Origin of the sequence: Fuerstiella marisgermanici (assembly GCF_001983935.1) — a bacterium.
Taxonomy (GTDB): domain Bacteria; phylum Planctomycetota; class Planctomycetia; order Planctomycetales; family Planctomycetaceae; genus Fuerstiella; species Fuerstiella marisgermanici.
Window position 1 is genome coordinate 2,361,607 of record NZ_CP017641.1, and the last position, 14,025, is coordinate 2,375,631.

Here is a 14,025-nt window from a genome sequence, read left to right on the forward strand (position 1 = left end):
AGGCGTTAATTCGTTAGTTTTCGTGGGATGCAGGGAACAGACTTTTACGAACAGATTTTGGGACTGACGGGGCCGTGGTTTGTGGCGGACGTTCAGCTGGATATGGAAGCTCAACAGGTCGACGTTTTCGTCGAACATGGCGAGGGCGAAACTTTTTGCTGTCCGGATTGCGACAGGCAGCTGCCGTGCTATGACCACACGAAGTCTCGCAAATGGCGGCATCTGGACACGATGCAATTTGCGACCATCCTTCATGCCCGCACGCCTCGCGTGAAGTGCCCGGATCATGGCGTCAAACAGATCAGGCTTCCCTGGGCGGAAAAGAACAGCCGCTTCTCATTGTTCTTTGAACGCTTCGCCATCGACGTTCTTCTGGCCACACAAACCGTGAAAGGGGCGTGCAGCATTCTGGGGATCTCATGGGATGAATCGTGGCACATTCTGCAGAAGGCGGTGGCTCGCGGGAAGGATCGCAAACAATCGAAGAACCTCCCTCGAATCGGCATCGACGAGAAAGCCTTTCGAAAACGACACAACTACGTCACGCTGATCTATGACTTGGACAAGAGCACTGTCGAAGCGATTTCCGATGGTCATGACACGGCAGCCGCTGATGCCTGTTTCGATCAGCTTTCCGACAGTGAAAAGCAGTCTGTGGAGGCGGTTGCGATGGACATGAGTGCCGCATACGTCAAGAGCACCAAAGGCAACATTGCATTGGCCGAACAGAAGATTGTGCACGACCGCTTTCACATCATGAAGCTGGCAACCGAAGCCGTCGACAAGGTCCGTCGGTCGGAGCAGAAGAAGCTTCGCGCCGAAGGCGATGATCGATTGACGGGAACTCGGTATCTGTGGCTTTCAGGCCAGGAGAATCTCAGCGAAAAACAGCAGGAACGCTTTGATGCCGCATGGAAGGCAGAGTTACTCACGGGCAAAGCGTGGGCCTACAAGGAGATGCTGCGAGACCTCTGGGTTCATGACACTCCGGCAGAGGCCACGACGTTCTTCAATGACTGGTACAAGCGAGTCATCCACACAAAGCTGGAGCCAATGAAGAAAGTCGCTCGCACGATCAAAGAACGCTTAGCCAATGTGGTGAGCTACTGCACTCACGGAATCACAAACGCCGTCGCCGAAGGAATGAACAGCAAAATCATGGCCATCAAACGAAGAGTCGGCGGATACCGAAACCGCGACAACTTCAAAACCGCCATCCTCTTCTACTGCGGAGGACTCGACCTCTACCCACAATAATCCCGGATGGACCACTTTTTTCGCGTACGTCCCCGCGACAACCTGCGAATTGGTTGCGATATTGCCGTCTGCATCCAGATAAACGAGCTCTTGATATCCGTCGTTCAGGATCGGCTCACTCCAACCAACGGGCGAGATCTGCCATTCCCAGTTGATCGGTAAAAACTGGACGTTGTTTTCGACGGTCGGCTTGAGTGGCAACTGCGTGATTCGGAGCTTGCCGCGACCGGCTGGGATGGTGATATTCTGAATGGTGGTCAGCGTGCCGTCATGCGCGCGGTAGCGAATTGGCAGATCCTTGTGGCTGTTGTTCACCGTGCCGTCCAAGTTCAGCGCCCAACTTGGAATGGTCGCGAAGTTCGCCCCATATCTATAAACGGGCGCGGGCAACTCAACCTCAAAACCACTGATGCGATCACCCGCGCGGTTCACAACGGGGTTGTTGTTCCAATCGATGAGCGACGTGATCTTGCGGAAGCCACTGACGCGCTCAATGAACTCAACACCACGAGCCAACGGGTTCGGATCGCGGCCGATTTTTTCCGGCTGCGTGGTAGCGACTTTGAACTTGTGCTCCCATGTTGCGACCGTACCATCGGCGGCGATCTTTTTCAGGCTGCTTCGGCCCGCGTACAAGCCGGTTGGGTTGGAGTCGACATAGAACTGCTGACCGTAGCGCACGTAATCAACGTGCGCCATGATGTCGGCGTGCTTGTCGTCCAGATCTGAAGTGTAGTAGACGCACATTTCTGGGATTGATGCTTCTGAAATTCCGGATTGAATGAACTCATAATGAGCCTCTGCGATGTGGCTGAAATCTGTGCGGTAAATTGTCATTGGCTGAAGCTGTTGAAGGGAAAAAAGAAAAAACCGGCGGGGCCTGAGGACATGGAAACTCAGACCACACCGGCGAAGGCAAACGCGGGTGAAATCAAGAAACCCAGCGTTGCCGAAATCACGATTGCGTCTAACCTCAATCGTGACTCGACTCGTTACGCTCCCGGTGAGTAGCCGCCACCAACGTCATCGATTTGGGCCATACCGTAGTCCCAGTACGATCGCATTTGCTGACCAAGAACGTTGAAGGCGCCGCGCTCGGATTCCACATGCGGTGTGCGGCGATCGTTCAAGTACAGCACTTGCAGGAATGGCTGAACCAATGGATCGGCAAACATGAAGAATGCAGTAGCTGACTGGCGTGATCCCATTTCTTCGTGGTTCAGCCATTGGGTGGAAACTCGTTTGTCGAGTTCGCCATAAAATGGATTTGCTTTTTCCGTCTTCTGACCGGCTTTTGTGCCGCTGGCCAGATCCATCAGAACTGAAGATTGGTTGATATCTTTCGCGCGGCGAGCCATGGCACCAGCTTGCGTGAGAAGCACTTTTTCACCGCCGGTGCGAATCGGCTTATCGGCGCGGTCGCGCTGATTGGAAAGCACATCATCAAGTGCCTCAAGAGCCTCGATGCCGAACGCAGAAGAACCGCCGGACGCGAGTGCGTTAGCTGGCAACTGACCATTTCCGTCGGGTGCTGTGGTGGCTGACGTACGCCACAGTGATGGATCAAGTAACAGATAACAGAAGTCACGCTCTCGCGTATCGAATCCCACATCCGCAATCGAGACGGCCATTTGGTCGAAAATCCCGATCTCGTCATTGATGATCGCAGTGCGCGGAATCGTGACCATCCCGGCTGTCGTGTCGACTGCGTTGCTGAATCCAGTATCACTGAACTGCAAATGCTCGATCTCGCCAGTGGCGCCGACTTTCTTGAAAAATCCGTGCCCGTACATGCGGTACGTTTTATGCGGCCGGAAGTCGCGAGACGGTGCTTCCTGAGCAACCGCCGGAATGATGGAAGTGTGCTTCGCGAATCGCGAATGAATCGCACGATTCAGCACGTTCTCATTGATGCTGGCGAGGTTCATGGTGCTCCAACCTTGAGACGCGGAAATCTGACCACCGGCGGAGCGGTAATCGAAGCGTTCCTGGATCTGTTGAGCAAGGCGGTAATACTCGGCATCGGCGATGTGATGGCCGACCGGAATGCCCGCTTCAGCAGCGGCGGCGCGAATCATTCCATGGAAGCCGATTCCACGGTATTCAGAACTCATCGCTTCGTTTAAGACGTCGGCATCGACGTCGAAATCGTCTTCCAAGATCTGCGGTGAAACGCTGCCGGTTGCGAGCGACATGGCAGCGGCGAAAATCTCGCCTTGTGGCAAAAGTGATGTGGGCATGTGAAAAACTCCGTTTTGTGGTTGTGTGATTGAATTGAAAATGTGAAATGTACTGCTGTTTCCGGTGCGACGTGTTGTTGTGCGTCAGAATGAATCGCGTGATGGTGCTGCGAAGTCGGCAAGGTTCAGGTCCGCGAAAAATTCGCTGGCGGAAACTTCACCGACGAACAGCCCCGTCTCAGGGCAGATCAGCTCTTCCATGGCACGATCGCGAGCGGCTCGCAGATCCTGCAGGCGTTGCCCTAAGGAATGTGAAGTCTCGATATCTCCGACTAGCTCCGGCTCACGTTTTGCCAGCTCGGCTTTTGCAGATTCCTTCTGCTTTGGCGTCTCGGCGGTTTTGACCGCCGCTCTCAATTCTGCCAACTCTCGCTCCGCAGACCTTGCCAGAAAATGAGCGTTGCCAACTGTCCGCGAACTCGACTGCAAGAGCCCCTCGATGCGCGCGAGAATGGCGACAAACTCATCCGGCAACGATTCCGCCCGCGGCGTTTGCCGGATTTTCTCGCGAGCGGCCCGCAAGTTATCTTCGGCCTCGCGGAATCGATACGCGAGTTCAGCGCGGCGTGGCTCGCGATCCTGAATGATGCGGTCGGTCTCAGCGGCCCAAGCGGAAAGTTCTGCCGACGCGGCGGCTTTGGCATTCTCCAGAGCGGAAATCTGGGATGCGGTTGCGGCGTGCTTCGCGAAGTCGCGAGCGCGGTCGATGTCATCAGCGAACTGCGAATCACCGATTCCAAGGAAGGTCAGCATTCCTTAAAGTTCTGTCGCTGGAAGCTCCGGCTGCTGATCCCGGGACAGCGACAGAATCGTGGCGTGATACGCAGCCTGGGCTTTCGCTCGGTCCGTCTCCCCCGACTCCGCTACCGAAGTCAGGTAGTCCGCTGCCGGTGACTGCGCGTCCAGTATTGCTCTCACCTTTTTGATTGCAGTTTTGATCATTGTCGCTCTCATTTACTCCATTTTTGGCAATGCCGCTTACCGGTGCATCGCTTTGTGCATAGTTGTGGGTGAATGTGTCAGGTTGATCACTTCTGGCTGCTGATGCACCACCATTACCATCTGGCAACTCATCACCCAGAAGCCTTCGCACGCGGCGGACCTCATCCGGCGGCACGCGCCAGAAGCCGTTCCCCAGGCGAGTAGCTTTTAACAGACCATTTTTCATCCACCTTCGCACCGTTGGACGGCTGACGCCAAATGTCTGGGCGGCGGCGGAAAGCGAAAGCGATCGTGGTGGGCTGATGTGGTTGCTCATAACAAACGAGAATACCTGACGCATCGGATCTGTCGATAGAGTTTCTCGCAACTGTCCACATCTGCCCAAAGTCAGCCAAAATACCCTGCGATAGACCCCGGATAGGCATTCCGACTCAAAAACGACCAAGCCTGACATTGCCCCATGCGGGCCGATATACCAGGACTGACACGACACCCCAGTTCTTCCGGGCGGTCGAAATTAGAAGCCCCACCCCGCCTGTAGTACCTTGGCAAAAATCGTGCGACATGCTCGTGGCTGGTGGCAGTCGTGGGTGGCGGTGGCCGGCCGGTGGCGGTCTCGCGTGTGATGTCGTCAGGACTCCGCAGGCGTGCGTGAGACCTTCGCCGCGATCAGATGCCACCGGCACCAGCTCCAGACGCGACGTGATCACGCGACGAAGTGGACCGAACCGATGGCGGCGGTCTGTGCGCCATCGTGGGCGTAGTGGCATCAGCATTAAACTGGATCTGTCCAGCAAATGTCCGGATGTTCTGAGCCCGAGCCACATCTTGACCAGTGTTTTTGTTTGCTGTCCGGGTGTCCGGGTTGCACTCAACTTTAATGCGCGTGCGTGCGCGTGTGCGCGTGCGTGCGATACTCGCGATGAATTGGAGTCTACCCCGGACACCCGGACAGAAGCGGTCTAAACTCTTTCAGGGGAACGGTTTGTGCTTGTCCGGATGCCAAATTCCTGCTGGACACTGCCGGACAAGCCGGACAGACTTAGCCCCACTCATTCATGATTTTTGCGTCAGTTTCCCTTTGCTCGATTTCAGACGGCCTCTGAATGATTCCTGCAAAACCACGCTGCCCTGTCCCGTCTGCCCGTCGGCGTGGTTGCGCTTCGGGGAACGTTCGAAGTATCTCTTTGCCGAACGTGGGCAGGCTAACCGGGAAGTTGAGGTAGTGATCTTTGCACCATTCCAGGTAGCGTTCGTACATGCTCTGCGTAGTCAGTTCATTTGTCGGATTGGCGGTGAACACGAAACAGTCCTTCAGGTACGTCTGCACTGTGTTGCACTCATCGCGATAGCGTTGGAGTGCGTTATCGCAGACTTCTGAACTCGTGAAACCGTTCTGTCCACGCAAGCGCCTGAGCCCATCAAGTGCCCAGTTGAACATACCGGGCAGTTCGCCGATGGACGCCCAGTAACCCGTCTCAGCCATTGCTTTGACTTTTTCCGCTTCAGGCACCGGCCGGTTGAATGGCAGCAACAGTACGCGCCTCCACAGACCGAGTGACTTGTCTCTAAATTTCGGTAGCACATTGCATGCGAACACCATTTTAGCGGTTGGCCTGCCAGTCACGCTGTTCATCATTTTGCGTTGAAACTCAACAGTGTCGCCCGTGGTGAGTTCTCGCAAAGCACTCTCAGATACCTTGCCGGTCGATTCCAGTTCATGGCGGATGTTGACCTGCTTGCCGTGCATGTTCCACCAGCTAAACGGGTTGGTCAGTTCGTTAATGCCAACCGATGAAAAGTTCGGTTTGCCAACGAGATCTTCAAGAGCTTTTAGCATCACTGATTTCCCGCAGCCGCCTTCGCCCGCAACGAGTAAGAACTTTTGAAATTCGGTCCCGTGCGTTAAGCAGTAGCCGAACCACTCCTGGCAGATCCTGATTCGCTCGATATCGTTTTCCAGGTTCTGACGGAGAGTCCATTCCCATTGCGGACACTGTGCGCCCGGATCGAAACCATAGGGCAACGATGACCGGCTGAACCATGCGTGCGAATGTGGAATCAGTTCTGTCTTACCGGCAAGTAGTGATTCGAGTTCTGCCATGCCGTTCTCGAACGCGATGAACTCGCGTTCGGGTTCATCAAGGTGGCAAGGCATCTCGTTAAATTCACTGACGAGAGTGTCAGCCTTAATGAATTCCATCACTTCAGAAATGGCCGATCCTCTCACTTCCTTGAACCGCGACTTCAGATGCTTGACAGCCAAGCTTCGAAGTTCCTTTTCAAGCACGTTGACCCATCGCTTGTCGCGGTACGCGAGAAAACCGCCTTGGTAAAACGCCAAAGCATGCCGCTCGCTGTGATCATGCGGATATTTCCGATGTAAGAATTTTTCCGCTTCCGTCATCGATTGCAGCCCGTACGCATCGCCCTTGTCTAAGTCGTACTGGTCCAACGCACCGGGGTCATCAGGATCAATCGGCGGCGCATCAGTCTTGCGGCGGCCCGGTTTCCGTTTCTTTAGTGGCTTGTCCCAGTGCTCTGGCAGCGGCGGAAACTTTTCTTTGAGTTGTGCCCACTTGTTATCGCTGCAACCATTATGGAAGCACTTAAAACCTATCGCCCCGTCATCGCCCTGCGTAACCATCGCATCTTTGCCGCGATGCTCTGCGTTGAACGGGCAACCGTCAGTCAGGATGAACGCCGAGTATCCTGCTTTCGAGTCGATGCTAAAGTTAAGTCCGTGGTGCTGTAAGTAATGTTCCACCATGAGACGCGGCTTAACGTCATTCAGCATCGCAGGCACTGCCGCTGTCGTTTTCTTTTTGACTTTCATTGCTGCGATTTCTTGCAGCACTTCGGTAGGGCAGAATTCCCCTGTCCGTTGTCTAAGATAGTCCGGGACATAGTTCAGCCAAGCCATTCGGTGAGGACGGTCGGCAATGCTATCGCCCTTTCGATTCTCGGTGCCGTAGAGCCTGCAGATTCTGGCAGAGTTGAAGCACGATCGATCAAAGTCCACAACGTTGTCTGAGAATTTATCATGCAGGACTGCAAACGCTTTCTGGATCAGCACTTTTGACGGTTCATCGTTCGGCAGGTCGATCGGTAGCAACAAGTGAGCGCCGTTTCCGGATGTGGCCGACACACCTTCCGGCGCGCCAATCTCGCGAAGCCATTCAGCATAGTCTGCGGCTCGCTCTACAGCGGCAGCAAGCTCATCGTCGGTACTGGACACACCTTTGGGTCTGACCGGATCAAAGTCACCGTATAGCCAGCGACGTGCCGTGACGTCCTTATCAGAAGTTAATGTGTCCGGCTTGTCGCCGATCCTGTTTGCGGACCTCGCGAGCAAAGCAGAATCGATTGGGTTGAGGCAAAAGTAGATGCCTCGATTCGGGACCGACTGGTCTGCGTAACGAAGTGCATTTCCCCAGGCCATGTCGATATTGTCGAAGTAGCCAGCATGCGTGGTACCTCGACTGCCAACGCCCAAAATTCGGATTTCAAAAACGTTACCTGGCCCGACAAATAAATTTACCGTCTGCCTGAACTGTGATTCCTGATGTTGCTGTTTGATAACTTTCGGCGGTTCGCTTCGTGCTGTAGGGCCAATGCTGCCTTGTCGTTGTAATTGCTCCAGCGCTCGCGTCATGGTGTCCATCTCATGGACTCCCTTCGAATGATATTTCCTTCGTGATCTTTAGCACGGCAACAGTCGCCGCGCTGCAACTGTTTCAATCGCTGGTCAATCCCGCCACAACTGCGGCGCGGTCCCATGTTGCACGCCAGCGACGACTTCCGCGCTGCCATACAAGCATGCTTTGTGCTGTTGCAGCGTGATCTCAGTCACCTGACTGCATTCCTCACACGACAGCATCAGCGCGACCACGCTGCCGCGCCGGTTGCTTGGCTCATCGTGCTGATACGCTTTCACTTGGTCATTCGCCGCGCCAAGCGTGACGCTGCCTTGTTCAGCCAACAGGCGGGCTAAATGAATGTAGTTACCGCTGCACTGCGGGCAGACGATCTGTCCGGATACGTCGATGGACAGCAGCGGCGAAATTGCGATTTCACCGTCTTCATCATTTCGTTTGACTTTCGTGCGTTGTATCATTGAGCATCCTCCTGAAACGTTTAAGGGCCTCCGGGCCTGAGAATTTTGGTTGGAAATGCAGATCGCTCGTCGCGCCCGGCAGCAAAACGAACATCTGCGACTGTTTGATGAGACAGCTTCACCACCTTCAAAAATGTTGGCTGTCTGATCGAGTTGAAATTGAAACGTCGTTGGGGCTGTTGAGTCCCGGCGGCGTTTCTTTTTTTGCGTGGTGGTCAGATATCCCTTCCGATATTCATAACCACATTTTCTTTTCGGTGAATTGGTGAATCCAATGAATGGCGATGTGCCGATGCTCTTCCGGCCAGCGGTTCACTTCGTGTTTGAGCACCTGGAATAACTGTTGAGTTGCTTCGGTAGTGTTGAACTCGCTGGCCTTCTTTTCCTTCTTCGCTGATCGCACCTCGGCGGCTTTCTGTTTTACCGTGTTCGTTTTCACCGCTTGCTCTTGTTCGGCCTTTGGCAGTTTCGCCACTTCAGCGGCGGCACTCACAGCAACCTTTCCGGATTCCACTGCCTTGACCAGTTCCGGAACTCCGTCATTGCGAACCTTCCGAGCGGCATCGACCAACTTGCCGGAAACACCAACGGCGGCGGCGGCTTTGTCACGGGATTTTTTCTCAGGCTTTTTAGGTTGTGGCAAATTTGCCACAACCTTCTTACGCCCGTTGCCCACCTTCTTGCCACCTTCTCGTTGAGCTTCTTTCCCTTCACATTCGTAGTAGCCTTTGGCCTTGGCAGCAACCATCGCACGTTGCGACGAACTCAAGTGCCTGCGTTGCAAGTTCTTGCTGACAACGAACGCTACTGGATCTGGAATTTCGATTTCGTCATACCTATCGACGTGCATCTTCCAATTGATGCCCAACTCGATCAGTGCGCGAATTCGATGCCGACCATCGAGAATCCGATCGTTCCACAACACGATGTTGTCACGCAATTCGGTATTGGCAATATCCTGTTTGAGTTCCGCGTATTCTGTATCCGTCATTAACGGCAGCAGATCAGCAGCGGGGTGGATGGGTAGGGGGTACTCAGGCATCAGACGTACCTCTTCACCGGCTTTGCCACACGCCGTTGCTTCGGCTGTTTCGACTTCGCTGCCTTATTGGCCGCGCGGAATTTCTCCAGCGCTTCAGGCGTGACACGATACTGCCGGTACCTTCCGTCAGGCGCGGCGTCATAGGCTTCTAGTTTGCCGGATTCGATTAGCGTTGTGATCGATGAACGCGACCGCTGCATCAGTTCCGAGAGTTGCGTAACGGTGTGATCAGTCATCGCTGCCACCTCGCTGCGTGATGGTGACGGATACTGGAACAGTTGATACAGTCTCGACAACGGCGGCGACTGCGGCGGCCAGTTCTTCAACCGCGTAAGCAGGCATCAATCGGTCTTCAGCAGTCGCCAAAAACTTCAGCTTGCGGCGATCGTGCCAAGAGCAATCCAGCCTTCGCAGTAGTCCATTTAATCCGCATGCCAGGTCGCGGATTTCGTCATTGTCAAATCGAGTTTGGATTTGAGTGTGCATGAAAAAACCTCCTCTGGTATTTCCCTGCCAGAGGAGGCGAAAATCTCAGTGAGATTCAGCAAATGCAGTGTTTTCGTTGGCGAGATTTTTTAATAAATCTCAGTGAGTCTCATTGAGATTGCTCAGCGTCGAGATTTCCGCGACTATCGACGTACCCGTGCAACCGTCTTGGGGCGTTCACTGTGCCACCTGATTGGATTTCGGCAGCAAGTTCTCCATGGCTGTTTTTCCAGCGGTTGAGTGTCTTCGGATGCACGCCGAGTGCTGCCGCGATCTCCGTCACGTCCTGTTCGCCGGTCTGCCGGACATAAGCGACCACGAATTTGATTTTCTCAGCGACCTTCGAAGCGTCGTTGATGCCCGCCCGCAGAATCTCGATCCGATCCGGCTCTTTTTCAGTTGGCCATTCGCATCGGATTCCGGCCCTGAGTGCCGAAAAATTCACGGGGCCGACGATATCCAGCATCAGAATAGCCGCGTTCGCGAACACTTCTTCTTTGGTCGCATCCGGGAAGATTTTGCCAGAGACGACCAGGGCGGTTGCGAGTTGATTGTTGAGTTCGCCAGCAAGTTGCAACAAATAATCCGTCCACGAATGGCCGTATATGACGCCGTTGCCGATAACATCGCGTTCAGTTTCGTGGTTCATCGCCTGGACAGCCTCGGCAGCTAGCTTCAAGCCACCATACACGTTGCCAAAATACTCAGTACCGTAAATGTCATCGTCAGGGGCAATGCCACCGAGAATGATCTGATTCAGTCGTTGCAGAGCGCGAAGGTAGCGCACTTCATAGTTTGCTTTGGCGCTTATGTCGTCACCAGGCGGCCGTTGATCTGCCTGAAGTTCGAACAACAGATACGTGCCTTCAACGTAACTGGCCAGATGCCAGATTGTCATTGGTTTGCTCATTGCTCACCTCCAAACAGCCACTTCCGAACATGCTCCGCAACGTCAATCAACCGCTGATCGTCAATCCCCTGGCGGTACACCGCTGCCATCGAGTCATCAACGTGGCCCATCGCGTAGTTCACGGCAACCTGATCCTTACTGTTGCCTGCAATGGTTTCATAAGTGCGACGAAGCGAATAGAAGCCCCTGCCAGGCTTCGCGAATCCGTTGTGTTTGATGGCGTCGTCAGCATCGAGTTTGCGTAGCAGCTTCCTGTACATTTCACCGACGTTATCGCACACCGTGCCGCTGGTGTTCGTGTAGGCGACCGGCTTTCCGTGAGTCGTCAGGAAGCACAAATCATCGTGATCGTCTTTCTTCGCAACAGGTCGCACTCGCATAGCTTCCTTGATCGCTTCGCGAGTTTCCTCCCACACATAGAACCGCCTGGGAATCCCTGTTTTCGGTCGCGGCAAGTCGTACCAACCGTTTTCAAAGTCGATATTCTGGGCTCGCAGTCTTCCGCAATCCATCGCCCCGAATCCAGCGTTCAATCCGAGAAAGACAGCCGCTTTCAGCCAGCCGTCACAGCTATCGAGAATGGTCTGCAATTCATGCTGCTCAAATGCCAGCTTGCCGTGCTTCGATTGCCGAGCCTGCTTTGCCCGGCGGATGACAGCACGCGACGGCTTCTTGAAGTCCGGGCCAAAGTTCGGAATGGCGGTGGTCACTTCGGATTCGTGGCACCACTTAAAAATCGTTCGCACCTTCTGAATTTCTACTCCGATTCTGGTCGGTCCCCATGTGTCGGGGAATGCCTTTCGGTAGGCCGCGAAATCAGCGGCTCGCAATGCGGCAACGCGGGCGCGGCGACCAAAGTAATCGACCAGCCGCTTAGCCACCAATTTGGCTTCCATGAAGTAACGCGGTGTCACTTCGCCTGCTGAACACCGCGAGTCGAGATTCGCCAGATAATGGTTTGCTGCGTCTGCGACCGTGACTTCTTCGACCGACACCTCGACGACACCCATCCTGCGTGGGTCTCTGCCAGCGTGGATTTCGTCGACTTCATCCAGGTAGCGAGCAAGGGCAGCGTCGGGGTCATTCCACAGCCCGAAGTGCCACTGTTTCCCTTTGATTTTCTTAGACCACTGGCCGTTTGGATGAGCAAAAAGCGGGAATTCTTTGTATGGTTTCTTCGGCGGTGCCGTTTTCTTATATGCCCTCAATTTAAGTATCTCCAATGTTCAGCGGGTGTCGTAGCGGGTGTCGTAATCAAAACCACCAGTTAAAAACACTGTAAAAACATTGGAAAAACTCACAAGTCCCCGTAGCTCATCTGGATAGAGCGTGGCTTTCCTAAAGCCAAGGTAGCAGGTTCGAGTCCTGCCGGGGATATTATTGCTGATTCGGAAGTGCCCAATTTTCACGGGAATGTGTTCCCCAATTTCTCTCGCTGGGTGAGCGGTTCCGGGGCAGGCGAGATTTGCCACGCAACTCGCGAGGGCAACGTGCTGACGGCTTGTCCGGCGGGCTATTCGACTCGCTGCGGACGATCGATTGGTTCGCCATTGCGAGATGCCGTTGGAGTGGGGTTTCAGGCGGCTATTTTCCGGTCGGGGTTTTCCTGGCTGCGTCTATGACCCTCTTGATCGCTTCGAGTGTTGCTGGAGCGGGTTTGAAGTTGCCTGGGCGATGTCCTTCTGCGATTTGCAACGGTGTCCAGCCGTATTTGTTTTTGCGGTTCCAGATGTCGATATCGGCCCCGTGTTCTGCAAGGTACTTGACCATGCGTGGAAGACTTTTATAAGCCGCGCCGTGCATGGTCGTTTCTCCGTTGTCGTCTGTTGCATTGATGTCGCTGCCCTGTTGAAGCAGGTATTCGACTGCTGCCAGCGCCTCGTCTTCTGTTCCTGCTTCTTCGCCCGGCGCGAGTGAGCCGATTCCGGCGGCGGCCATCAATGACGTGCAGTTATCGGCGTTGGGAATGTGTGGGTCGGCACCAAGTTTCTGCAACAACTTCATGAGTGCCAGATCGGCTGTGTCGGCGGCCATCAGAAACGGCGTCATGCCTTTTTGATTCAATCGGCCACGCCCGGACCGACCACCTTTCAAACGCAGGTTGACGTCCGCTCCTGCCGCCGCAAGCTTTTCGACCAGTTGCAGGCTGGTGACGGATCCGGAACCGATAGGCGACGGGTCGCCGTCTGCGCTGTCGCCGCGATTGGGTTTGCGCACCCAGGTTAGCGTGTGTAAAGCACTAAAGCCGGACCGGAGGTCGTTGGGATCTGCACCTGCGTCAAGGAGCTTGCTGGCGAGTTCGAAGTGTCCGTTCTCAACCGCCAGGATCAGGGGGCTCATGCCTTTGCGGGGTGCTTTCGCGCCGCCAATTTTAGGTTGCATGACGGCGTTGACGTCACATCCAGCTTCAAGCAGAGCGAACACCGCCGCCGTTTGCCCTTGTCGTACGGCAAAGAACAGCGGTGTGAATCCCGATTTCAGCCGCCGTTCGGGGTCAGCACCGGCTTTAAGCAGCAACTTAACGACTTCCTCATGCCCTTCGGCTGCGGCCCACATCAATGCTGTCTGGCCGCGCCAGTCGGTGGCTTCAACTTTCGCGCCGTGCTTTAACAACAAGCGAACAGGTTTGGGGCGACCGGTGCGAGCGGCCGTCATCAACGCGGTTTCGTTGCCGGGCCGAGCGACGTTGGCGTCGGCTGAATGTTCCAGCAGCAGCGAGACGATTTTGGTGTTGCCGTTGGTACACGCAATTGACAACGGGGCGACGTCGTAGCGATTTGTTGCGGCAACGTCGGCGTTGGATTCGATCAACAATGTCGTGAGCGGCAGGTCGTCGTGATACACCGCCCAGTGCAATGCTGTCATGCCATCCGGTTGACCGGCATTCACATCGGCACCGTCAGCGATGTGCTTTCGGACCAGCTTCACATCCTGTTGCTCGGCAGCGTCTGCAACGGTGGATTGATCACCCGCGGCAACGGATGCCGTGGTCGTTAGGCATGCCAAAAGAATGAGTAACCAATGGTGCATG

Annotated in this window: 13 protein-coding genes, 1 tRNA gene and 1 pseudogene; 3 read left to right on the forward strand and 12 right to left on the reverse strand. The window is 54.8% G+C overall.

Annotation, left to right across the window (positions count from 1 at the left end; all coding sequences use genetic code 11):
* Positions 1-27 precede the first annotated feature (27 nt).
* A complete protein-coding gene (locus Fuma_RS08930; protein ID WP_077022615.1) occupies positions 28-1,257 on the forward strand; it encodes an ISL3 family transposase in 1,230 nt (409 codons plus the stop codon).
* An 849-nt stretch (positions 1,258-2,106) separates the two neighbouring features.
* Positions 2,107-2,268, forward strand: a complete 162-nt coding sequence (locus tag Fuma_RS35175; RefSeq protein WP_158520915.1) for a hypothetical protein — start codon at positions 2,107-2,109, stop codon at positions 2,266-2,268.
* Here the strand turns inward: Fuma_RS35175 and Fuma_RS08945 are convergent.
* The 11 genes and pseudogenes from Fuma_RS08945 to Fuma_RS08990 form a co-directional block, all read right to left on the reverse strand.
* Entirely contained in the window at positions 2,250-3,497 is a 1,248-nt protein-coding gene (locus tag Fuma_RS08945; RefSeq protein ID WP_077023828.1) for a phage major capsid protein, read from the reverse strand. The two genes, Fuma_RS35175 and Fuma_RS08945, sit on opposite strands and share 19 nt — an antisense overlap.
* Positions 3,498-3,581: 84 nt before the next feature.
* Entirely contained in the window at positions 3,582-4,250 is a 669-nt protein-coding gene (locus Fuma_RS08950; protein WP_077023829.1) for a hypothetical protein, read from the reverse strand.
* A gap of 3 nt (positions 4,251-4,253) precedes the next feature.
* The gene (locus tag Fuma_RS36170) at positions 4,254-4,439 is read right to left on the reverse strand and encodes a hypothetical protein (protein ID WP_229360878.1); all 186 of its coding nucleotides are present in this window, start codon (positions 4,437-4,439) and stop codon (positions 4,254-4,256) included.
* Between the two features lie 163 nt (positions 4,440-4,602).
* Positions 4,603-4,893 (reverse strand): annotated as a pseudogene (locus Fuma_RS36810) (helix-turn-helix domain-containing protein); the annotation flags it as partial.
* A gap of 588 nt (positions 4,894-5,481) precedes the next feature.
* A complete protein-coding gene (locus Fuma_RS08960) occupies positions 5,482-8,103 on the reverse strand; it encodes a DNA primase family protein (RefSeq protein ID WP_077023831.1) in 2,622 nt (873 codons plus the stop codon).
* Between the two features lie 84 nt (positions 8,104-8,187).
* A complete protein-coding gene (locus Fuma_RS08965; protein WP_077023832.1) occupies positions 8,188-8,556 on the reverse strand; it encodes a hypothetical protein in 369 nt (122 codons plus the stop codon).
* 235 nt (positions 8,557-8,791) lie between these two features.
* Complete coding sequence (locus Fuma_RS08970; protein WP_145944066.1) at positions 8,792-9,598, reverse strand: ParB N-terminal domain-containing protein; 807 nt, start codon at positions 9,596-9,598, stop codon at positions 8,792-8,794.
* Positions 9,598-9,834, reverse strand: coding sequence for a helix-turn-helix domain-containing protein (locus Fuma_RS08975; RefSeq protein ID WP_077023834.1), 237 nt, complete (start codon positions 9,832-9,834; stop codon positions 9,598-9,600). The genes Fuma_RS08970 and Fuma_RS08975 overlap by 1 nt, the downstream gene beginning before the upstream one ends.
* Entirely contained in the window at positions 9,827-10,084 is a 258-nt protein-coding gene (locus Fuma_RS08980; RefSeq protein WP_077023835.1) for a hypothetical protein, read from the reverse strand. The genes Fuma_RS08975 and Fuma_RS08980 overlap by 8 nt, the downstream gene beginning before the upstream one ends.
* 109 nt (positions 10,085-10,193) lie before the next feature.
* On the reverse strand, positions 10,194-10,994 hold the full coding sequence (locus tag Fuma_RS08985; RefSeq protein WP_077023836.1) for a hypothetical protein: 801 nt from the start codon (positions 10,992-10,994) through the stop codon (positions 10,194-10,196).
* Positions 10,991-12,202, reverse strand: a complete 1,212-nt coding sequence (locus tag Fuma_RS08990) for a tyrosine-type recombinase/integrase (protein ID WP_077023837.1) — start codon at positions 12,200-12,202, stop codon at positions 10,991-10,993. Before Fuma_RS08990 ends, Fuma_RS08985 begins: the two co-directional genes overlap by 4 nt.
* Before the next feature lie 95 nt (positions 12,203-12,297).
* Here Fuma_RS08990 and Fuma_RS08995 point away from each other — a divergent pair.
* Positions 12,298-12,371, forward strand: a tRNA-Arg gene (locus tag Fuma_RS08995).
* 207 nt (positions 12,372-12,578) lie between these two features.
* Here Fuma_RS08995 and Fuma_RS09000 read toward each other — a convergent pair.
* Positions 12,579-14,024: an ankyrin repeat domain-containing protein gene (locus Fuma_RS09000; protein WP_077023838.1), complete on the reverse strand. Its 1,446-nt coding sequence runs from the start codon at positions 14,022-14,024 to the stop codon at positions 12,579-12,581.
* Position 14,025 lies beyond the last annotated feature (1 nt).